At 72.0% G+C, this 20,272-nt stretch carries 19 protein-coding genes and 2 tRNA genes; 11 read left to right on the top strand and 10 right to left on the bottom strand.

Translation table 11 applies throughout. The features are described 5' to 3' along the window. Positions 1-17: 17 nt before the first annotated feature. From AB0B20_RS20250 to AB0B20_RS20240, 3 genes are all read right to left on the bottom strand, one after another. Positions 18-287, bottom strand: a complete 270-nt coding sequence (locus tag AB0B20_RS20250) for a hypothetical protein (protein WP_357383637.1) — start codon at positions 285-287, stop codon at positions 18-20. A gap of 196 nt (positions 288-483) precedes the next feature. After that, positions 484-723 carry a DUF397 domain-containing protein gene (locus AB0B20_RS20245; protein ID WP_357472408.1) on the bottom strand — a complete coding sequence of 80 codons (240 nt, stop codon included), beginning with the start codon at positions 721-723 and terminating at the stop codon, positions 484-486. Between the two features lie 71 nt (positions 724-794). After that, the gene (locus AB0B20_RS20240; protein ID WP_357472405.1) at positions 795-1,775 is read right to left on the bottom strand and encodes a helix-turn-helix transcriptional regulator; all 981 of its coding nucleotides are present in this window, start codon (positions 1,773-1,775) and stop codon (positions 795-797) included. A gap of 202 nt (positions 1,776-1,977) precedes the next feature. On the opposite strand from AB0B20_RS20240, the gene AB0B20_RS20235 reads away from it, so the two are divergent. After that, positions 1,978-3,231, top strand: a complete 1,254-nt coding sequence (locus AB0B20_RS20235; RefSeq protein ID WP_357472402.1) for an MFS transporter — start codon at positions 1,978-1,980, stop codon at positions 3,229-3,231. A gap of 58 nt (positions 3,232-3,289) precedes the next feature. On the opposite strand, the gene AB0B20_RS20230 is transcribed toward AB0B20_RS20235, so the two are convergent. Then, a complete protein-coding gene (locus AB0B20_RS20230; protein ID WP_357383645.1) occupies positions 3,290-3,532 on the bottom strand; it encodes a mycoredoxin in 243 nt (80 codons plus the stop codon). 91 nt (positions 3,533-3,623) lie between these two features. Here AB0B20_RS20230 and AB0B20_RS20225 point away from each other — a divergent pair, with 91 nt between their 5' ends. The 3 genes from AB0B20_RS20225 (at position 3,624) to AB0B20_RS20215 (ending at position 6,629) form a co-directional block, all read left to right on the top strand. Continuing rightward, complete coding sequence (locus tag AB0B20_RS20225; protein ID WP_357472399.1) at positions 3,624-5,747, top strand: ATP-dependent DNA helicase UvrD2; 2,124 nt, start codon at positions 3,624-3,626, stop codon at positions 5,745-5,747. A gap of 129 nt (positions 5,748-5,876) precedes the next feature. Then, entirely contained in the window at positions 5,877-6,131 is a 255-nt protein-coding gene (locus AB0B20_RS20220; RefSeq protein ID WP_357383649.1) for a hypothetical protein, read from the top strand. A 132-nt stretch (positions 6,132-6,263) separates the two neighbouring features. Then, positions 6,264-6,629 carry a WhiB family transcriptional regulator gene (locus AB0B20_RS20215; RefSeq protein WP_357383651.1) on the top strand — a complete coding sequence of 122 codons (366 nt, stop codon included), beginning with the start codon at positions 6,264-6,266 and terminating at the stop codon, positions 6,627-6,629. Positions 6,630-6,966: 337 nt separating this feature from the next. Here the strand turns inward: AB0B20_RS20215 and AB0B20_RS20210 are convergent, their stop codons facing one another. The 3 genes from AB0B20_RS20210 to AB0B20_RS20200 form a co-directional block, all read right to left on the bottom strand. Next, on the bottom strand, positions 6,967-8,313 hold the full coding sequence (locus AB0B20_RS20210) for an AarF/ABC1/UbiB kinase family protein (protein WP_357472395.1): 1,347 nt from the start codon (positions 8,311-8,313) through the stop codon (positions 6,967-6,969). Positions 8,314-8,323: 10 nt separating this feature from the next. Further along, positions 8,324-9,436 carry a hypothetical protein gene (locus AB0B20_RS20205; protein WP_357472393.1) on the bottom strand — a complete coding sequence of 371 codons (1,113 nt, stop codon included), beginning with the start codon at positions 9,434-9,436 and terminating at the stop codon, positions 8,324-8,326. Between the two features lie 178 nt (positions 9,437-9,614). Further along, complete coding sequence (locus AB0B20_RS20200) at positions 9,615-9,782, bottom strand: DUF5679 domain-containing protein (RefSeq protein ID WP_007464795.1); 168 nt, start codon at positions 9,780-9,782, stop codon at positions 9,615-9,617. Positions 9,783-10,255: 473 nt separating this feature from the next. Here AB0B20_RS20200 and AB0B20_RS20195 point away from each other — a divergent pair, with 473 nt between their 5' ends. Further along, complete coding sequence (locus AB0B20_RS20195) at positions 10,256-10,777, top strand: M48 family metallopeptidase (RefSeq protein WP_357383657.1); 522 nt, start codon at positions 10,256-10,258, stop codon at positions 10,775-10,777. A 114-nt stretch (positions 10,778-10,891) separates the two neighbouring features. Then, on the top strand, positions 10,892-11,527 hold the full coding sequence (locus tag AB0B20_RS20190; protein WP_357383659.1) for a hypothetical protein: 636 nt from the start codon (positions 10,892-10,894) through the stop codon (positions 11,525-11,527). A gap of 215 nt (positions 11,528-11,742) precedes the next feature. Here AB0B20_RS20190 and AB0B20_RS20185 read toward each other — a convergent pair whose 3' ends face one another. Continuing rightward, positions 11,743-13,014 (bottom strand): zinc-dependent metalloprotease, encoded by a 1,272-nt coding sequence (locus tag AB0B20_RS20185; protein WP_357472390.1) that lies wholly within the window; start codon positions 13,012-13,014, stop codon positions 11,743-11,745. Positions 13,015-13,129: 115 nt separating this feature from the next. Here AB0B20_RS20185 and AB0B20_RS20180 point away from each other — a divergent pair, with 115 nt between their 5' ends. The 4 genes from AB0B20_RS20180 (at position 13,130) to AB0B20_RS20165 (ending at position 17,750) form a co-directional block, all read left to right on the top strand. After that, on the top strand, positions 13,130-14,143 hold the full coding sequence (locus AB0B20_RS20180) for a PDZ domain-containing protein (RefSeq protein ID WP_357383663.1): 1,014 nt from the start codon (positions 13,130-13,132) through the stop codon (positions 14,141-14,143). A 128-nt stretch (positions 14,144-14,271) separates the two neighbouring features. Beyond that, entirely contained in the window at positions 14,272-17,271 is a 3,000-nt protein-coding gene (locus AB0B20_RS20175) for a UPF0182 family protein (protein WP_357472387.1), read from the top strand. Between the two features lie 173 nt (positions 17,272-17,444). Next, a tRNA-Met gene (locus tag AB0B20_RS20170) sits at positions 17,445-17,518 on the top strand. A gap of 155 nt (positions 17,519-17,673) precedes the next feature. After that, positions 17,674-17,750 (top strand) — tRNA-Met (locus tag AB0B20_RS20165). A 38-nt stretch (positions 17,751-17,788) separates the two neighbouring features. Here AB0B20_RS20165 and AB0B20_RS20160 read toward each other — a convergent pair. Continuing rightward, entirely contained in the window at positions 17,789-18,364 is a 576-nt protein-coding gene (locus tag AB0B20_RS20160; protein WP_357383667.1) for a TetR/AcrR family transcriptional regulator, read from the bottom strand. Further along, complete coding sequence (locus tag AB0B20_RS20155; protein ID WP_357472384.1) at positions 18,351-19,883, bottom strand: MFS transporter; 1,533 nt, start codon at positions 19,881-19,883, stop codon at positions 18,351-18,353. The genes AB0B20_RS20160 and AB0B20_RS20155 overlap by 14 nt, the downstream gene beginning before the upstream one ends. A gap of 138 nt (positions 19,884-20,021) precedes the next feature. Between AB0B20_RS20155 and AB0B20_RS20150 the strand changes: the two genes are divergently transcribed. Further along, a complete protein-coding gene (locus AB0B20_RS20150; RefSeq protein WP_013475255.1) occupies positions 20,022-20,270 on the top strand; it encodes a hypothetical protein in 249 nt (82 codons plus the stop codon). Positions 20,271-20,272: the final 2 nt, after the last annotated feature.

Raw genomic sequence — 20,272 nt, 5'->3', positions numbered from 1 at the left:
CGGACGTCAGCGTCCGGTCATCCACCGTCCCAGCGGTACGGGTGCCCGGCGGCGGGCTCCTCGATCGGCAGCACCTTGACCCGGTGCCGGCCGGTGCGTACCGCCCCGACGGCGGACAGCGCGCGGGCGAGCAGGAGGGCGGCGTCCCGATCCTCGGCGTGGACGACCTGGCGGCGGGGTTCCGGCGTGCTCTTCTCGTCCCGCAGCCGGCGACCGCCGGCCCAGGCGGCGGCGATGTCGGCGTCGGCGGCGGTACGGATCTCGGTGCGGACGATCAGGAACCGCATGGTGTCCCCCGGACAATCGGCGGTTACACGCTGGAACTTCCACGTCACTCCCGCGTCATGTTACGCCGATGTGTCTGCCCGGCAAGGGGAACGCGCCACCTCGACCGATCGGGGGATCCCAGGTCAGTGCCGTTGTCGAGGGCGGACAGGTGAGGGGGCCGCCGGTTCGCGCCGACGGCCCCCGTGGTTCGCCGGATCAGTCCAGATCGAACTGACCGCTCTTGGTGCCGGCGAGGAAGCCGAGCCAGCCGGCCCGGTCGAACAGCAGGACCGGCCCGTTCGGGTCCTTGCTGTCCCGCAGCGCCACAGTCGCCGGCCCGGGGTCGAGCGGCGCGACCTCCACGCAGTTGGAGGTCTGGCTACGGGTGCTCTTGCGCCAGGCGGCACCGGCGAGCCGTGCCGAGAGGGCGGTCGTGCTGGTGTGGATCTCGTTCATGGTGCTTGCTCCTGGTGAGGTGCTCCGATGGGGACGAGCGACGCCCGCGCGCGGGCGGCGTCCCGGTCGGATCACCGCTCCGTGGTGAGGCGTCCCGAGTCCCGGCGACGTTGGGTCGGCGCCGTTGCCGGCCCGTACGCCACCGTGGACTCGACTGCCGTGCCGGTCAGCCGTCCCGTCGCCTCGATCAACCAGGAGAGGGTGTCCGATGCGGAGAGCGCCGACGAGCATAGCCACTCGAACACCACTTTATAGCGATTTAGAGTGTTTATCTCGGTCGACATGACGTCGGTGAACCCACCTTCGATGGCGAGCGTCTCCGGATCGAGGGGATCGGCGAATCGGTAGACCGAGAACGCGGTCGGCGGAAGGTACCAGTCACCGACCCGGGTGTCCCGTAGCAGCAGACGCAGCGTCACGTTCGGCAGCAGCGCCATCTCGCACAGGTGGACGAGCTGCTCGTGCAGCACCTCCGGCGGCCCGGCCCGGCGGCCGAGCGCGGCCTCCTCCAGCACCGCCGTGTAGCGGGGCACGTCGGGGGAGCGGGTCAGCAGCGACTGGCGGGCCTGCCGGGCGCGTACCTCGGTCTCGGGATCCTCGCTCTCCGGGTCGCCGGCCTCGGCGGCCACCTGCGCGGCGGACAGGATCCGGTGCCGGGCGTACCCGGGCGTCTGCAACAGCCCCGGCACCAGCACCGGGTTGTACTCGGAGATCTCCGCGCAACCGCCCTCCAGCTCGGCGAAGGCGCGCTGCTGCTGGGTCATCACCGGGAAGTTGCGCAGCCAGCCGCGCATGTCGCCGGCCTCGTGGGTGATCCCGGTCAGCTCGGCGCGCTGCTCCTCGTCGGCGCCGTAGAGCGTCAGCAACGCGTCCACGTCGTCCGGGTCGGGACGGCTGCGGCCGTTCTCCAGACGGGACAGCTTGGATGCGGAGGCCCAGCCGATCCGCTCGATGACCTGGTCACCGGTCAGACCGGCCTGTTCGCGGAGCCGGCGCAGCTCGGTGCCGAGCCGGCGACGGCGCAGAATCGGGCCTGGTACGGCAGGAGGCACGGCGTCCTCTTTCCCGTCGACCGTCGCTTGACGCGACGGTAACTGTATGAAATTCGCCCCCCACGGTCAGTATGGACGGCGCGACCGGCGTCGGAGGTTCCGGCGAGGGCGTGTCACGTGACAAAACGAGGACTGTGGAGGGCGTCTTCACCTGCGCCCGCCCCCGACGCGCCCTGGTGGCGCACCCCTCCGGAGGGAACCGATGCGCACCGTCCTGCGCCGCCCCGACTTCCGTCTCCTCTTCGCCGCGCTCGTCGCGAGCATGGCGGCGGAGTCGGTCCTGCTGCTCGCCCTGGCCGTCTGGGTAAAGGACCTGACCGGTTCGGACAGCATGGCCGGGGCGACCATCTTCGCGGTCATCGCGCCGATGGCGCTCGCCCCGCTGGTCGGCTGGGTGGTCGACCGCTGTCGCAGGCGACCGTTCTTCATCGCCGCCAACCTGGTCGCGGCGGTGCTGCTCGGTCCGTTGCTGGCCGTCCGGGACCGGTCCGACGTCTGGGTGATTTACGTGGTCGCCGCGCTCTACGGGCTGTCGTACATCACCCTCACCGCCGTGCTCAACGGACTCATCCGGCATCTGGTTCCGGCTGAGCTGCTGGCCGACGCGAACGGACTGCTGCAGACCGTCCGGCAGGGCCTGCGGCTGATCGGGCCGCTGGCCGGGGCGGGCGTGTACGCCGCCGTGGGCGGGTGGCTGCTGGTCCTGCTCGCCATGACCGGCTTCGTCACCGCGGCGGGGGTGGTCGCGCGGCTGCGCGTGGAGGAGGGCACACCGTCGCGGCCGGCCCGCCGGGGGCCGTCCGAGCTGAGCGCGGGGCTGCGCCACCTGACCGGCGAGCCGGCGCTGCGCCGGGCGCTGCTCGGGTACGGGCTCGGCTCGCTGGTGATGGGCTTCACCGAGTCGCTGATCTTCGCGTACGTCGATCTGGGCCTGGGCCGCGACGCCGCGTTCGTCGGCGTGCTCGTCATGGTGCAGGGCGTCGGCGGGCTGGCCGGCGGCCTGTTCTCGGCCGCCGTGGTCCGCCGGTTCGGCGAGGTCGGCGCGCTCGCCGCGGGCGTGACGTTCTTCGGACCGGCCGCGCTGGCGCTCGCGTACCCCCGGTTGTGGCTCGGGGTGGTGGCGCTGCTGCTTGCGGGCCTCTCGCTGCCGCTGACCATGGTGGGGTTGCACACGCTGATCCAGCGGCGGACGCCGCCGCGGCTGCTCGGCCGGGTCACCGCGGCGTCGGAGGCCCTGGTCAGCGGGCCGCAGGCGCTCTCCATCGGCACCGGCGCGCTGCTCGTCGGCGTGTTCGACTACCGGCTGCTGTTCGCGGTGGTGGGGATCGTCACCACGGCGGCCGGCCTCTACCTGTGGCGGGGGCGCGGGCTGACCACGCCGGTCGCGGCGCCGGTCCGGATCCCGGCGCCCCGGCGGCCGGCCGGCGACGGGGTGCTCAGCCGCGGCGGGTCCTGAAACGGCGACGAGCGGCCGCACCCGAACCGGGTACGGCCGCTCGCGGCGTCGTGGGAGGTCAGCCGGGCAGCGCGGCCAGGTGCTGCTTGACCTGGGTGATCGAGGGGTTGGTCAGGGCGCTGCCGTCGGTGAAGCGCAGCGTCGGGACGGTCTGGTTGCCGCCGTTGACGCTCATCACGAAGTCCGCGGCGGCGGGGTCCTGCTCGATGTCGACCACCTCGTACGCGATGCCCTCCCGGTCGAGCTGCGACTTCAGCCGGTGGCAGTAGCCGCACCACGGGGTGGAATACATCGTCAGCATGGTCTGCTCCTCCAAGGGGTGACTCGCGCCCGGTCCGATCAGGCCAGGCTAACCGCTGCAACGTCGGACGATGCTGGGATGATTCCCTGCTGTGGGCGTTGACTCAGGTGCGGAACGGGTGCTGACCGGACTGGATCCGGAGCAGCGGTCCGCGGTGACCGCCCCGGCTGGCCCGGTCTGCATCCTGGCGGGCGCCGGCACCGGTAAGACCCGGGCGGTGACGTCGCGGATCGCGTACCGGGCGTTGACCGGCGACATCGCCGGCCGGCACGTGCTGGCGGTCACGTTCACCGCCCGCGCCGCCGCCGAGATGCGGAGCCGTCTCACTGTGCTCGGGGTGCGGGGTGTGCAGGCGCGCACCTTCCATGCGGCCGCGCTGCGGCAGGTCCGCTACTTCGCGCCCCGGCTGCTGGCCGGGCGGGCCATGCCGGAGCTGCTGGACAGCAAGGTGCGGGTGGTCACGCTCGCCGCCGCCAAGGTCGGCCTGCGCGCCGACCGGGCCGCCGCGCGGGACCTGGCCGCCGAGATCGAGTGGGCCAAGTCGTCGCTTGTCGAGCCGGGGGAGTATGTCGTCGCCGCCGCCAAGGCGCTGCGCGAGACGCCGTACGAGCCGGCCCGGGTCGCCGACGTGTTCGACGCGTACGAGCGGCTCAAACGCGGCAACGGGGTGATCGACTTCGAGGACATGCTGCGCGCCGCCGTCTGGGGCATCGAGGAGCACCCGGACGTCGCCGAGCAGGTGCGCAGCCAGTACCGGCACTTCGTGGTCGACGAGTACCAGGACGTCAACCCGCTCCAGCAGCGGCTGCTGGAGGCGTGGCTGGGCGGCCGGGACGACCTGACGGTGGTCGGCGACGCCAGCCAGACGATCTACTCGTTCACCGGCGCCACCTCGTCGTACCTGGTCGACTTCCCGCGACTGCACCGGGGCGCGACAGTGGTCCGGCTGGTCCGCGACTACCGCTCCACCCCGCAGGTCGTCGGGCTCGCCAACGCGGTGATCTCGCAGGCCCGGGGCGCCGAGGCGCGGCTGCGGCTGGAGCTGCACGGCCAGCGCCGGCCCGGCCCGGAGCCGGACCTGCGGATCTTCACCGACGAGCCGGCCGAGGCCAACGCGGTCGCGGCCCGCTGCCGGGCACTCGTGGCGGGTGGCACCCCGGCGCGGGAGATCGCGGTGCTGTTCCGCACCAACGCCCAGTCCGAGGCGTACGAGAAGGCGCTCTCCGAGGCCGGGGTGCCGTACGTGCTCCAGGGCGCGGAGCGGTTCTTCGAACGGCCCGAGGTGCGGCAGGCGATGATCGCGTTGCGCGCCGCCACCCGGTCGACTGACGCGGGGACCCCGCTGCCGGCCGCCGTGGTCGAGGCGCTCACCGCCGTCGGCTGGGCGCCAGACGCGCCCCCGCCCGGCGGCGCCGCCCGCGAACGGTGGGAGGCGCTCGCCGCGCTGGTCCAGCTCGCCGAGGAGCACGCGGCGCAGGCCGAGGAGGAGCCCGGCCTGACCGGGTTCACCGAGGAACTCGCCCGGCGGGCCGCCCAGCAGCACGTGCCCACCGTCGAGGGGGTGACACTCGCGTCGCTGCACTCGGCGAAGGGGCTGGAGTGGGACGCGGTGTTCCTGGTCGGGCTGGCCGAGGGCACGCTGCCCACCACGTACGCGAAGACCATGGAGCAGGTCGAGGAGGAACGGCGGCTGCTCTACGTCGGGATCACCCGGGCCCGGGAGTGGCTCTGGCTGTCGTACGCCACGTCGCGCTCGCCGGGTGGCCGGGCCCGGCGGCCGTCGCGGTTCCTGCCCCAGCTCGACCGCTCCGGCGGCGGTGAGCGGGCCGGCGGCGCGGGCCCGGCACGGCGGGCCGAGCGGCGCCGGCCGCAGGTGGTCTCCTGCCGGATCTGCGGCGCCACGCTGCTCGCCGGCGCGGACCGCAAACTGGGCCGTTGCCCGACCTGCCCCTCGGACATCGACGAGGAGCTGTACGAGCGGCTGCGCGAGTGGCGGCAGCGGGTGGCGGGCGCGCAGAAGGTGCCGGCGTACGTGGTCTTCACCGACGCCACGCTCACCGCGCTGGCCGAGCGGAAGCCCGGCCGCACCGAGGAACTGGTGGCGATCGCCGGGATCGGGCCCCGAAAAGTCGGGCTTTACGGGGATACGGTGCTCGCCCTGGTGGCGGGCGCCACGGTGGACGACGTCTGCCCACAGAAAACTTCTGAAAACTAGCCGTAAATCGTTTGCCCTCCCCCGAGGGCGAGGAATAGCCTCATGACACACCTCGCGAGCGGCGCCGTTCTGGCTGCTCAAAGGGGATGAGTCCACGGTCGGCACGAGGAGAGTAGGGAGGTGGCACCAATGAAGATCTTCACTTATGAGCGTCTTGCGGCGATGCCGTCTGCCGTCGCTCCGCTGTCGGCTGTCCGGGTGGCCCCGGCTGCTCGACCGTCGGCTCCGCAGGTGCACCAGGTTCAGGTTCAGGCCGAGCTGATCCTGACCGTTGCGCCGATCGCCGGAGTCGAGGGGACCAGTGGCTTCGCGGGCAAGGGCATCGATGGCGCCAAGAAGCGCACGGATGTCCGCGGCGTTCCACCTCGAGGTAGACCGGTCTGATCCATCAGACCACCGGCTCACCTCGAGGCCGCGGAACCCGCATACCGGGATCCGCGGCCTCAGTTTTTTGTCCCGCCGAAGTACGTCGGAATGCGATCCACGAGATCGAAGTGAGAGAGAGGTGACCGGAGGATGAGTCTGGCGTTGGCCCCCCTCGACGTGAGCGTCGACGTGGAGGCGAACCTGCCCTGCCGGAAGTTCGACCCCGACCTGTGGTTCTCCGACTCGCCCGCCGAGCTCGAGCTGGCCAAGTCGCTCTGCGGGGACTGCCCGCTGCGCGTCGAGTGCCTGGCCGGGGCGGTGGAGCGAGCCGAGCCCTGGGGCGTCTGGGGCGGCGAGATCTTCGAGCGTGGCGCGGTCGTCCCGCGCAAGCGGCCCCGTGGCCGTCCGCGCAAGGAGGACCTCGCCCGTGACGCGCAGCTCCGGGTCGAGGCGGAGGAGCGACTGGCGGCCAGCGGGCTGTCCGAGTCGCGGAACTCCGTCCGGCTGGCAGCCTGACAAACCTACGTTCCGAAACCGACCGATGCCGGTGTCCCTCCACCGGCCGACCTGAGAGAGAAATTCTGATGCTGAACATGCCGAACGGATTCGAGATGCAACTACTCCACGAAGCGTTGTCCAGGGCCCGAATGCGCCGGCCTCAGGCCGGTCGCACCACCACGAGCACTGAGGCAACCCGTTCCGCCCGTACCGTCGCCATGCGGAGTCGCAGTCAGTCGGCCCGCGACCTGGGCGTTCTGTAGAACGATCGTGAGAAGGGGCGGTGACCGACAGGTCACCGCCCCTTCGCTGTGCTCACTCGGCGGCCGCGCTCTCGCTCGCCGGCCCGCTTTGGTCAGGCCACCGGCGCGAAGCCTGGTAGCCAGCGTTCCAGGATCGACCGGTAGGGGGCCTTCGCCTCCAGCTGGCAGAGCACCCCGATCGAACCCAGCGTGACCCGGTGGATCATCAGGTACGACGGGGGCAGGTTGAGCTGGCGGCTCAGCTGGTAGGCGGGGGAGCGGGGACTGGCCAGCCGGGTCGCCTCGGCGCGCAGCCAGGCCCGGGTGAAGCGGAACTCGTCGGCGGCGATCGGCTCCAGCATCGGGCGGAGGAAGTCGAGCACCGCCGGGGCGTCGATCGACTCGGTACGGCTGACGAAGCCCTCGGCGCGCAGCCCTTCCACCACCGCGTCGGCGTCCTCGCGCAGCGCCAGCGCCGCGATCCGGCCGATCGGCTCCGGCGTGCCCTGCGGCATCCGGGCCACCGCCCCGAAGTCGATCACGCCGAGCCGCCCGTCCGGGAGCAGCCGGAAGTTGCCCGGGTGCGGGTCGGCGTGCAGCAGCCCGGCCCGCTCCGGCGCGGACAGGTGCAGCTCGGCCATCAGCCGGCCGGCCTCGTTCCGCTGCTCCTCGGTGCCCTCGCGGATGATCTGGGACAGCGGGATGCCCTCCACCCACTCGGTGATCAGCACCCGGGGTGCGGCGTCGAGCACCTCCGGGATGAAGATGTCCGGATCGTCGGCGTACGCGGCGGCGAACGCCCGCTGCGACTCCGCCTCCAGCTCGTAGTCCAGCTCCTCGGTGATGCGTTCGCGCAGCTCGGCCAGGAGCGGCTTCACGTCCAGCCCCGGCTGGATGGCCCGGAACATGCCGCCGAGCCGGGAGAGCTGCTTGAGGTCGGCGAGCAGGGCGTCACCGGCGCCCGGGTACTGGATCTTCACGGCCACGTCCCGGTGCAGGGGGCCGCCGTCCGGCCCGTACCCCGGGTCGCGCCAGACCGCGCGGTGCACCTGCCCGATGCTCGCCGCGGCGGCCGGAGTGTCGTCGAAGGAGACGAACCGGTCGCGCCAGTCCGGGCCGAGTTGCTCGGCCAGCACCCTGTGTACCGTCGCCGCCGGCAGCGGCGGCGCGGCCTCCTGGAGTTTGGTGAGCGCCTGCCGGTAGGGCGCGGCGACCTCCTCGGGCAACGCCGCCTCGAACACCGAAAGGGCCTGGCCGAACTTCATCGCCCCGCCCTTGAGCTGCCCGAGCACGCTGAACAACTGCTCGGCGGTGCGCTGCTGGATCTCGGCGGAGATGACGTCGGACGCGAGGCCGGTCACCCGCTTGCCCATGCCGAGGACGGTTCGACCGGCGAACCCGAGCGGCAGGGCGGCGAGTTTGGCGGTGCGGGACACGGCCCGGCGCGGGATGTCGGTCACCCGGCCATTGTTACCGACTCGGGGCCTCCGCTGCTGCCGTGCGGCGGGTAGCGACCGGCGTCGACCGGATCGGGCGACGCCGGCAGCAGCCGCAGGAGGGGTGCGGCGGCCACCGTCGGTGACGGACGCGACCCGGACCGCGGATCTCCACCGCGCCGCCGAGCGTCTCCGGCTGGGCGCCGTCGAGCTGGGCCAGCACCTCCGCCGTCGCGAAGGCCGCCCCGGCCAGCCCGGTGGCGACGGCGCAGGCCCGCTCGCCCCGGTCGGCGGCGAGCTGGGCGGCGAGCGCGGGCCAGTCCGGATCCCGGTCGCCGCGATGCAGGTCGAGGCAGCGCAGGCAGGGCCCGACGGGCGGGCGGACCAGCGGACCGATCACCGGTACGCCGCCGCGCAGGTCGAGCAGCAGGTGGGGCTGGCGTCGGCGGGCGTACCCGGTGGCGAGCAGTTCCGCCGGACGGTCCACGCCGAGCTGCACCACCAGGTCCGGCCGGGTGCCCCGCAACGGGGCGGTGACCGTGCCGGGCGCGCACCGCTCCAGCGTCGCGCGTACCGCCGGGGCCAGCGGCCGGCCCAGCTCCGCGGTGGTCAGGCCGGTCCCGGCCAGGTCACCGGCGCCCACCGGGCCGGCCAGATCGGGTACGACGTGCCCGACGCCGGCGTGGGCCAGCGCGACGGCGACCGCCGCGCCGAGTCGTCCCGTGCCGGTGACCAGCACCCGCGCGCCCCGGCGGCGGCGCAGCAGCCGGGCCGGGGTGCCGGGCAGGTCGGGTGACGCGAGCGCCAGCGCGGCGGCCTCGGCGGCCAGCCGGGCCCGGGCCGAGCCGGTGAGGTCACGGGGGAGCAGCGCCTGCGCCGGCACCACCAGTCCGGCCTCCCGGAGCGTGTCGAGCAGGGCGCGGGCCTCGTCGGGGGGGATCCGGACGGCGCCCGCCTCGGCCAGCACGGCGCGTTCGCTGCGGGTGCCGTCGAGCAGGTCGAGCAGGCGGGCGGTCCCGGGCGAGGACATCTCCAGCAGCACCGCCCGGCCGGGCTGCTCGCCGAGCTGGAGCGTGTGCCGGTCGCGCCAGAGCCGGGTCAGGCCGGGTAGCAGAATGGGACGGACGAGCGGTGTCGGGTCGGTCACGCAACTGATGGTGACCGTCTCCACGCGCTCCGTCGCTCGTTGTCCACAGGTGCGGCGTGCCGTGGCCAGTGCTGTCCACAGGATCTCGCCGGTTTTCCACAACCAGCCGGTAACCGTGTCGGCTACGCGACGGGGGAGGGCGGCCACCGGCCGCCCTCCCCCGTGTGTGTCCTACGGGTCAGACCTTGGCCTTGCCCAGGATGCGGTTCACTGTTGTGCCGCACACCGGGCACTTGCCCTTGGCCATGTTCATGCCGGTCTTCGAGACCTCCACGTGCCCCTCGAAGTCCCGCTTCTCCTTGCACTTCACGCAGTAACCGTTGTAGGTCTGGGCCTGGTCGGCCACGGTAGCCTCCTCGTCTCGTCCGCCGGAGGTGTCCGGCGGGTCTCCCTGCGGCGGCCCACGCGTGGCACCGGCGCCGGGGGTTCTCCGCGGCCAGTCACCTGACCGTGGTTGGCGGACCCTACCCAGGTCTGGGCGGTTCCATGTCAGCTGTACGCCGACTCTGTGAGCAAGTCGACGTCGAGAGTGTGCATGCCGAGTAACGTCGGATAAGTCAGTTTCGCGCGGACACGCCGGATGAATGCACCCAGATCCGCTTCGCGCCGCCCCGCCGGCCGTCACCCGTCGTAGATCACTTAACGTGAACAGGGCCGGTCAGGTGATGGTCAGCTACCGTCGCAAAGAATTTTTTCCGGACTCCGGACAATCAACCATCATTTTCCGGGCGCGTGTCGTCGTGTTGACTCTTGCGGAGCCCTGGTCAGTACGCATTACCTTTCCCTCGTGACAGTCAACCGAGGCTGCGCGGACCGGTAATGGCCGTGACGCGGAAGCCCGTCGTCGAGGTGCGGCGCAGCCAGCGCCGGCGGCGCACGGTGTCCGCGTACCGGGACGGGGAGCGCGTCGTCGTGCTGATCCCCGACCAGTTCTCCCGGGCCGAGGAGAGCGAGTGGGTCGACCGGATGCTCGCCCGGCTCGCCGCCCGCGAGGGCCGCCTGGCCCGCTCGGACGCCGAACTGCTCGCCCGCGCCGCCCGCCTGATCGACAGCTACCTGACCGAGTACGGTTCGGCCGCCGCCCCGGCGAGCGTCCGCTGGGTCACCAACCAGAACGGCCGCTGGGGCTCCTGCACGCCCGCCGACCGCACCATCCGGATCTCGCACCGCGTCCAGGACATGCCCGACTGGGTGATCGACTACGTGCTGCTGCACGAGCTGGCTCATCTCATCGTGCCCAGCCACAACGCCGAGTTCTGGGCGCTCGTCGCCCGTTACCCGAGGTCGGAGCGGGCCCGCGGCTACCTGGAGGGCGTTGCCGCCACCGCCGCCGTCCCCTGACCATCCCGCCTTTGCGGTCGATCATGAAGTTGGCCCGGCGTTTCGTCCGCTTCGTCACCGCCAACCTCATGATCGTGCACGGAAGCGGGTCGGGGCGGGGGTTAAGGTCGGCGGATGTCGCGACGTGTGGTGGTGGCGCTGCTCGGCCCGGTGACCTGGTCACCGCCCGGAATCGATCCGACGCGATGGCGTGCCGCGCTCGCCGAGGACGTGGTGGACCTGCTGGCCACCCTGAACGAGGTGGAGACAGCGGTGGCGGTCACGGCCCGGGACCGATGGCTGGCCGACGCCGTGGTCTGGCCCGGCACCCAGGTGTACGAGGTGACCGAGCCGACGCCGAACGCGGTGTTCGCGGCGATCATCGGCGACCAGGCGGTCCACGAGGACGGCGCAGCCGGCTACGACCAGGTGGCGGTGGTGGCGGCGGACACGCCGGACCTGCCCGGGCTGACGCTCGGCAAGCTGCTGCGGCCGCTCACCACCCGGCCGGTGGCGGTGGCCCCGGCCGAGGGAAGCGGAACCGGGCTGCTGGGGGTGGCGGCGCGACTGCCCGTACCGGCGTGGCTGCCGGCGCTGGATCTGGACACGACCGCCCCGACCGAGGTGCGGCGGGCGGCACCGAGCCCGGGGGACGTGGCGGTCACCGCCGGCTGGCACCGGCTGCGCGGCCCCGCCGACCTGGCCGCCCTCGATCCGGCGGTCGAGGGCTGGGAGGCCACCCGGGCCCTGCTGTCCGGCCGCCCCGTCTGACCGCCGCCCGCCCCGCCCGCCGCCCGCTCCGCCCGCTCCCCGCCCCGTCGATCTTGGAGTTGTGGCACCTGACAGAAGCCGCCTTCGGGACATCCTGGGCGCCACAGCTCCAAGATCGACGGTGAGATGGGCGGGGTGGGGTGGCGGGCGGGGCGGGGGGTGGGACGTGGACGGGGCCCGCACGGTGATCCGTGCGGGCCCCGTCGCGTACTGCGTCAGCGCTTGTCGTCGTCCTCGCCGGGGGCCTTCTCCTCCGGGGCGCCGGGGGCGGAGAAGTCGAAGTTCGCCAGCTCGTCGTCGAGATCGGTGCTGGTCGTGGCGAACGCCTCCGGGGCGGCGAAGTCGTCGTCGGAGGGCAGCAGGTCCGGGTGGCCCCAGACCGCGTCCCGCCCGGCGATGCCGCGGTGCTCGGTCAGCGCCGCCCACAGCACCGACGCCTCGCGCAGCCGGCGGGGCCGCAGTTCGAGGCCGACCAGCGCGGCGAACGTCTGCTCGGCCGGGCCACCCGCGGCGCGGCGGCGGCGGAACGCCTCGCCGAGGCGTACCACGTTGGGCAGGCGGTCACCGGCGGCGCTGTCGACGACGTGGCAGACCCAGCCCTCGACCAGCGCGAGCACTGTCTCCAGCCGGGCCAGCGACGCCTTCTGCGCGGGCGTGTCCTCCGGCGTGAAGATGCCCTCCAGCGCGATCGCCTGCATCGACTCCGGGTCGGTCGGGTCGACCCGGCCCATCGCCTCCTCGATCGCCTCCCGGTTGACCCGGATGCCGGCGGCGTAGTTCTCCACCGCCGTCAGCACGTGCCCGCGCAGCCACGGCACGTGCTGGAACAGGCGCTGGTGAGCGGCCTCGCGCAGGGCCACGTAGAGGCGTACCTCGTCCTCGGGCAGCTCCAGGCCCTCGCCGTACACCTTGATGTTGGCGGGAACGAGCGCGGCGGTGCCGGCGGGGCCCAGCGGCAGGCCGATGTCACCGGCGGAGAGCACCTCGGCGGCGAGCGAGCCGAGCGCCTGGCCGAGCTGGCCGCCGAAGAGGGCGCCGCCGAGCGTGGCGACCATCGACTGCATCGGGCCGAGCTGGGCGCGGGCCTCCGGTGGCACCAGGTCGCCCATCGCGCCGACCATCCGGCTGGCCACCGGGTCGCAGAGCTTGCGCCACACGTCGAGCGTCTTGAAGATCCACTCGTTGCGGTTCCAGGCGACCGAGGTGCGGATGCCGGAGGGCCACGAGGTCGCCGGCTCCAGCCAGAGGTCGGCGATGCGCAGCGCCTCCTCGACCGCGTTGCGTTCGAACGGCGACACCGCCGGGTCGCCGGCGGCGGCGAGCTGACTGGCGGCCACCTGACGGGCGAGGTCCCAGTTGACCGGCCCGCTGCCCGGCGCCGAGAGCAGGTGCTGCAACTGCGACATGAACTGCTGCATCGCCGCGGGGTCGTTGGGGTCTGGTGGTTGACCACCCGGGAGCGCGAAGCCGAACGGAATATCAGGCACGACGTCTACGGTACGCGGGGCCCGCCGCAGGTCGGGCCACTCGGCGTTGCGCTGAGGGCGAAGTCCGCCGGTCACCGCGCCGGATGGCGGGGGTCGGATCGGTACGCTCTGGCGCATGAGACGTCGCGGCGTGACCGTCCTCCTCGGTGCCCTGCTCACCGCCCTGCTCAGCATCGGTGTGCTGAGCGTGCCGCTGCCGTACGTGGTGCTCGGCCCCGGTCCGACGGTGAACACGCTGGGCCGCGAGGACGGCAAGGAGGTCATCCAGGTGACCGGCCGCGCGACGTCCACCTCCGCCGGTCAGCTCCGGCTCACCACTGTCGGTGTGCAGCCGACGGTGCGGCTCCGGTCGGCGCTGGCCGGATGGTTCTCCTCGGACGAGGCGGTGGTGCCGCGGGAACTGGTCTACCCGCCGGGGGAGTCGCAGGAGGAGGTCGAGAAGCGCAACGCGGAGGACTTCCAGAACTCGCAGACCAGCGCCGAGACGGCGGCGCTGCGCCAACTGGGCTACCCGGTCAAGGTGCTGGTCAAGGCGGTCACGCCGGGCGGCCCGTCGGTCGACGTGCTGCGGCCCGACGACGTGCTCACCTCGGTCGACGGGGTGCAGGTGACGAGCGCGGCCAAGCTCACCGAGCTGATCCGGTCCAAGCCGGCGGGCACCGCGCTGAAGATCGGCTACACCCGGGGCGACACCCCGGGCACCGCCACTGTGACCAGCCGCGAACAGGACGGCCGGCCGCGCATCGGCGTGGAGATCGACCAGCAGCAGCCGCACCCGTTCAACCTCAAGATCGACCTGGGTGACATCGGCGGTCCCAGTGCCGGGCTGATGTTCTCGCTCGGCATCATCGACAAGCTGGAGCCGGCCGACCTCACCGGCGGGAAGATCATCGCCGGTACCGGCACCATCGACGACGAGGGTCGGGTCGGCCCGATCGGCGGCATCGCGCAGAAGCTGGTCGGCGCCAAGGACGCGGGCGCGAAGGCGTTCCTGGTGCCCGCCGACAACTGCGCCGAGGCGGTCCGCAACCCTCAGCCGGACCTGCCGCTGCTGAAGGTCGCCACGCTCGACGAGGCGTTGAAGGCGCTCGAAACGTTGCGGTCCGGGGGCCAGCCGACGCGCTGTTGAGGCGGGCCGGCCGGCGGCCACCGGGCGGATCGTGACGTGACCTTGACCCGACGTGCTCAGGAACACCCCGTACTCTTGGTGCCTGGTCGGAGCCGATCACATCGAGCGTGCGGAGCCAAACAGTGGTCATGCGTAGCAGTCCCTTACCGAGGATGAGCCGGCGCGGACGCGTCACCATCGGTGTCCTGATCGGGGTGTTCGTCTTGTTCACCCTCCTCGGGTGGGGCGTCAACGCCTGGACCGACTGGCTCTGGTTCGACGAGGTCCGCTACACCCAGGTCTTCACCGGCGTGCTCGCCACCCGGCTGCTGCTGTTCCTGGTGGTCGGCGTCGGCATGGCGCTGATCGTCGGCGGCAACTTCTGGCTGGCGTACCGGCTGCGGCCCCGGATGCGTCCGCACTCGGCCGAGCAGGCGACGCTGGAGCGCTACCGGATGCTGCTGAGCCCGCGGCTCGGCACCTGGATCGCGCTCGCCGCCGCCGTCGTCGGGCTGTTCGCCGGCCTCTCCGCGCAGAGCCGGTGGGCCCAGTGGCTGCTGTTCCGCAACGGCGGCGACTTCGGGGTGAAGGACCCGGAGTTCGGCGTCGACGTCGGCTTCTACGTCTTCCAGCTCCCGTTCTGGCGCTACCTGCTCGGCGTCGGCTTCACCGTCGTGGTGCTGTCGCTGCTTGGCGCGCTCGCCGTGCACTACATCTTCGGCGGGGTGCGGCTCCAGGGCGTCGGCGACCGGATGACGAACTCCGCCCGCGCCCACCTCAGCTCGCTGGTCGCCGTGTTCGTGCTGCTCAAGGCCGTCGCCTACGTGCTGGACCGGCGGGCCATGCTGCTGGAGTACAACGAGGGCGCCAAGCTCTACGGCGCCGGCTACGCCGACGTGAACGCGCTGCTGCCGGCGAAGGAGATCCTCGCCTGGATCTCGATCGTGGTGGCCCTGGCGATCATCGTGTTCTCCAACGCGGTCATGCGGAACCTGGTCTGGCCGGGCATCTCGCTCGCCCTGCTCGGCGTGTCCGCGGTGGCGATCGGCGGCATCTACCCGTGGGCGGTGCAGACGTTCGAGGTCAAGCCGAGCGCCCGGGACAAGGAGGCGCCGTACATCGAACGCAGCATCAAGGCCACCCGGTCCGCGTTCGGCCTCGACGGCACGAAGACCACGCCGTACGCGGCCAGCAACCTCGTACCACCCGCCAGCCTGGCCACCGACACCTCGGTGGTGTCGAACATCAGGCTGCTCGACCCGCAGCTCGTCTCCGAGACGTACACGCAGCTCCAGCAGGTCCGTGGCTTCTACGACTTCGGCTCGAAGCTGGACATCGACAGGTACTCGGTGAATGACAAGACCTCCGACTACGTGGTCGGCGTCCGTGAGATCAACTACGGCGAGCTGACCGACCAGCAGAACAACTGGATCAACCGCCACACCGTCTACACCCACGGGTACGGCCTGGTGGCCGCCCCGGCGAACCAGGTGGTCTGCGGCGGCCAGCCGTACTTCGTCTCCGGCTTCCTCGGCGAGAAGGCGCAGGAGGCGTGCTCCGCGCCGACCGAGGAGATCCCGGCCCAGCAGCCGCGGATCTACTACGGCGAGCGGATGGAGGCGAACGACTACGCGATCGTCGGGCAGAACGGCGACCGCAACGTCGAGTTCGACCGCCCCACCTCCACCGGCGGTGAGCAGTACTACACCTACACCGGCGAGGGCGGCGTCAAGATCGGTTCGTTCCCGCGCCGGCTGCTCTACGCGATCAAGGAGCAGGAGTCGAACTTCCTGCTCTCCGAGGCGGTGAACGAGAACTCGAAGCTGCTGTACGTGCGCAACCCGCGCGACCGGGTGGAGAAGGTCGCGCCGTTCCTCACGCTCGACGGCGACCCGTACCCGGCGGTCGTGAACGGGCGCGTCCTGTGGATCATCGACGGCTACACCACCGCGGCGACCTACCCGTACGCCGAGCGGGTCAACCTCCAGGCCGAGACGGCCGACGAGCTGACCGGCCGGGGCACGTTCCAGCTCGCCCGGGAGAACGTCAACTACATCCGCAACTCGGTGAAGGCGACTGTCGACGCGTACGACGGCACGGTCAAGCTCTACTCGTACGACGACGCGGACCCGGTGCTCAAGGCGTGGAACAAGGCGTTCGGCGGTGACGTGGTGCTGCCCAAGGGCGACATCCCGGCCGAGCTGGCCGAGCACTTCCGCTACCCGGCCGACCTGTTCAAGGTGCAGCGCAACCTGCTCACCAAGTTCCACGTCACCGACCCCGGCGACTTCTACTCCGGCCAGGACTTCTGGCAGGTGCCGAACGTGCCGGACGCGCCGGACAGCGGGCAGAAGCAGCCGCCGTACTACCTGTTCACCCAGTTCCCCGGGCAGGAGGGGCCGCGCTTCCAGTTGACCTCGGCGGTCACCCCGAACGGGCGGCAGAACCTGGCCGCGCTGGTCTCCGGGTCGTACGTCGACGGGCAGCCGAGACTTGAGGTGCTGGAGCTACCGGACCAGACCCGGATCTCCGGGCCGACACAGGTGCACCAGCAGATGACGAACAACGGCGACATCCGGCAGCAGCTCAACCTGCTGTCGTCCAACCAGGCACAGGTGCAGTACGGCAACCTGCTCTCGCTGCCGTTCGCCGACGGCATGCTCTACGTCGAGCCGGTGTACGTGAAGAGCAGCAGCCAGGATGCGTACCCACTGCTGCAGAAGGTGCTGCTCTCCTACGGTGACGGCGGCTCGTACGTGGTGCTCGCCAACAACCTCAGCGACGGCATCAAGCAGCTCGTCGAGCAGGGCAAGCGGGCGCCGAACAACAACCCGCCGCCCAGCACCGACGACAGGCCCACGCCCGACAGCCCCACGCCGTCGCCGACCGCGGGTGACACCAACACGCCGCCGGTGAGCGGGGAACTGGCCCAGGCGGCCGCCCGGGTGCAGACCGCGATCGGTGAGGTCAAGGCCGCGCAGGCGTCCGGCGACTTCGAGCGGTACGGGCGGGCGCTGAAGGCGCTGGACGAGGCGATGAGCGCGTTCCAGCAGGCCCAGGCCGCGTCGAACGGCTCGGGCAACCCGGCGCCGTCGGGCAGTGTCTCGCCACCGGCGCCGACGTCACCCGCGCCGTCACCGGGCGGCTGACGCCCCGGCCGACAGCACGAGCCGACACCACGAGCCCGTGGTCCGGGACCGCAACGGTCACCCGGGCCACGGGCTCGTCTCGTCTCGTCCGTCGAGCGGGACGCCCGGCCGCGTCGCCACCGGGTACCCGTTTTGCGCCTCACCGGGTCGGTGCGCTACGGTTGTCGAGCCGACGCGGGGTGGAGCAGCTCGGTAGCTCGCTGGGCTCATAACCCAGAGGTCGCAGGTTCAAATCCTGTCCCCGCTACTCGTGACGAAGGCCCCGGAGTTCTCTCCGGGGCCTTCGTCGTTCCGCCCGGCAAGCGCCACCAGCCGGCCGCGTCGCCTTTCCGCCGGCCGCGCGCCGGATCGGGGGACCCGGCTGATCTCGAGGATCGGAGTGCGATAAGCTGTACGAGCCGACGCGGGGTGGAGCAGCTCGGTAGCTCGCTGGGCTCATAACCCAGAGGTCGCAGGTTCAAATCCTGTCCCCGCTACCAAAGTTCAGGCCCGGAATCCACGGATTCCGGGCCTGAACTCATTCCGGGGCCGTCTCGGTGAGGACGAGCAGTTCCGCACGGGCCAGCCGGAGCTGTTCGTCAGTGACATAGGCGGTGCCGATGGCGATGGCGAGCCCCTCCGCGGCGTACCGGACGGCCCAGACCCGGCCCGGTGGCAGGCCGTCGGCCTCGAAGGCACGGTTCCAGCGTGCCGGGTCCTCGGGGTCCACCGCCAGCACGTGCTCCATGCTGTCGACCCCGAGTTGGGCGAGCAGGCCGGTGGCGCTGCCCAGTTCCGCCAGGTACGCGCTGTCTCCGGTGAGGGCGCGCACGTAACCACGGGTGAAGGCGCCCGGCCGCTCGTCGCCGCTGTCGACGTGGGCGTTCACCTCTTCCCAGACGCGTGTGACCACCTGCTCGACCAGGGCGGCGAGCAGGTCCTCCCGGGAGGGGAAGTGGTGCATCAGGCCGCTCTTCGTGACGCCCGCCTCCCGGGCGACGGCGGCCAGGCTGACGTTGGCGCCGTGGCGGGTGATCATCCGTTCGGCGGCGTCCAGCACCGCTCGCCGGGTGCGCGCACGATCGCGGATGGGACGACGTTCAGTGGTCGACACGTGCACCTTCAGGAGACACGGGCTCGGAGGGAATGATCTTCCAGGCCACTACCGAGGCGACCACCAGGATCACGGCGGCGACGAAGGTGGCGGACTGCATCGCCTGGGCGAACGCGTCCTGCGCCGCGGCCACGACGCCGGGTGCCGGTGCCCCGTACACGGCCGCCGCCAGGGAGTCCTCCGCCAGTGCCCGATCGGCGGCGGTGGCCTCGGCGGGGAGGGCCAGCGACGAACGGTAGAGCAGCCCGTGCAACGAGCCGAGGACCGCGATGCCGAGCGCGCCCCCCAGCTCGTACGCCGTCTCGGCCACCGCCGAAGCGGCGCCCGCGCGCCGCTCCGGGACGGCGCCGACGACGGCGTCGGTGGAGAGGGTCATGGCGACACCGATGCCGAGCCCGATGACGGCGAGGCCGATGCCCAGCCCCCAGTAGGTCCGGAGGTCGACGCTGAGCCCCATGACGGTGAGCCCGGCGGCGGCGACCAGCAGTCCCAGCCCGATCGCGCGGCCCGCACCGAGCCGCGACAGCAGGACGCCGATCAGCGCCACGACGAGCACCGCGGCGAGTGTGCCGGGCAGCTCGGCGACGCCTGCCTTGAGCGGGCCGAAGCCGCGAACCAGTTGCAGGTACTGGGAGAAGAAGAACAGCAGCCCCAGGAACCCGAAGATGGCCAGCACGTTGGCGGCGAGCGCACCCGAGAACGCCGGCACCCGGAACAGTGAGACGTCGAGCAGGGGCACCGCCAGGCGGTTCTGCCGCCGTACGAACCACCATCCGGCCAGCAGCCCGACGGCGGTGGCCGTCACGGTGAGCGCGTCGACCCCGTCACTGAAGAGGCGCTTGAGGGCGAAGACCAGCGGGACGATCGTGGCGATGGACAGCGCCGAGGAGCCGACGTCGATCCGGGCCGGCGCCTCACCCTTCGACTCCGGCAGCAGCAGCCATCCCGCCACCAGCGCCAGCACCATCACCGGCACGTTGATCAGGAAGACCGATCCCCACCAGAAGCGCTCCAGCAGCATGCCGCCCACCAGCGGGCCGAGCGCGGCGCCGGCGGTGGCCCCGGCCGACCAGAGCGCGATGGCCCGGGCCCGCTGGGCGCGATCGACGAACATCGACCGGACGATGGAGAGCGTCGACGGCATCAGCGTGGCGCCGGCCAGGCCGAGGAGGGCGCGGGCCGCGATCAGCACCTCCGGGGTGGTGGCGAAGGCCGCCAGCACGGACGCCGAGCCGAACCCCACGGTGCCGATCATCAGCAGCCGCTTGCGACCGATCCGGTCGGCGAGGTTGCCCATCGTGATCAGGAGCCCGGCGAGCACGAAGGCGTAGATGTCCCCGATCCACAGGATCTGGGTGGCGGTGGGCCCGATGTCCTCCGTCAGCGACGGGACCGCGAGGTAGAGGACGGTCCCGTCGACGGCCAGGAGGAGGACCACGAGAACGAGCACCACGAGGGCCGCCCACTCCCGCTTTCCGGCAAGGGCCCGTGCGGAGGTCGAGGGCAGGGAGGAAGTCACCAGGGAACCCTAACAGTCCAAATGGACGGTTAATCGTGAGTCGGGCCACGCGGACTGTGCCGGCGACCCCGCACCGTGTCCGGCGACATCCGCCCTGTCCGCCGTGCCCCGGTTGCGGGTCTCGGCGAGGATGAGGGCATGTCTGCATGGAACAAGTGGTGGGGCCGCCTGGGCGCGGTCCTCGGTACGGTCGTGCTCTCGGTCTTCGTGCCGGTCGCGGCCTGGGCGTCGAGCGGTACCGGCGAGATCGTGGTGGAGGCGGCCCGCCGCCGCTCCCGTGGTGGGTTCGGCATCATCGGCCTGCTCTGCTGCCTCGTGGTGGTCGGCGGCATCGTGCTGCTGGTGGTGCTGCTCACCCGCGGCCGCCGCAACCGGCCCCCGCGCTGACG

The organism is Micromonospora sp. NPDC049151 (assembly GCF_040648395.1).
In the GTDB taxonomy this organism is placed as follows: Bacteria; Actinomycetota; Actinomycetes; order Mycobacteriales; family Micromonosporaceae; genus Micromonospora.
This window is presented reverse-complemented; position numbering and strand designations above follow the sequence as displayed.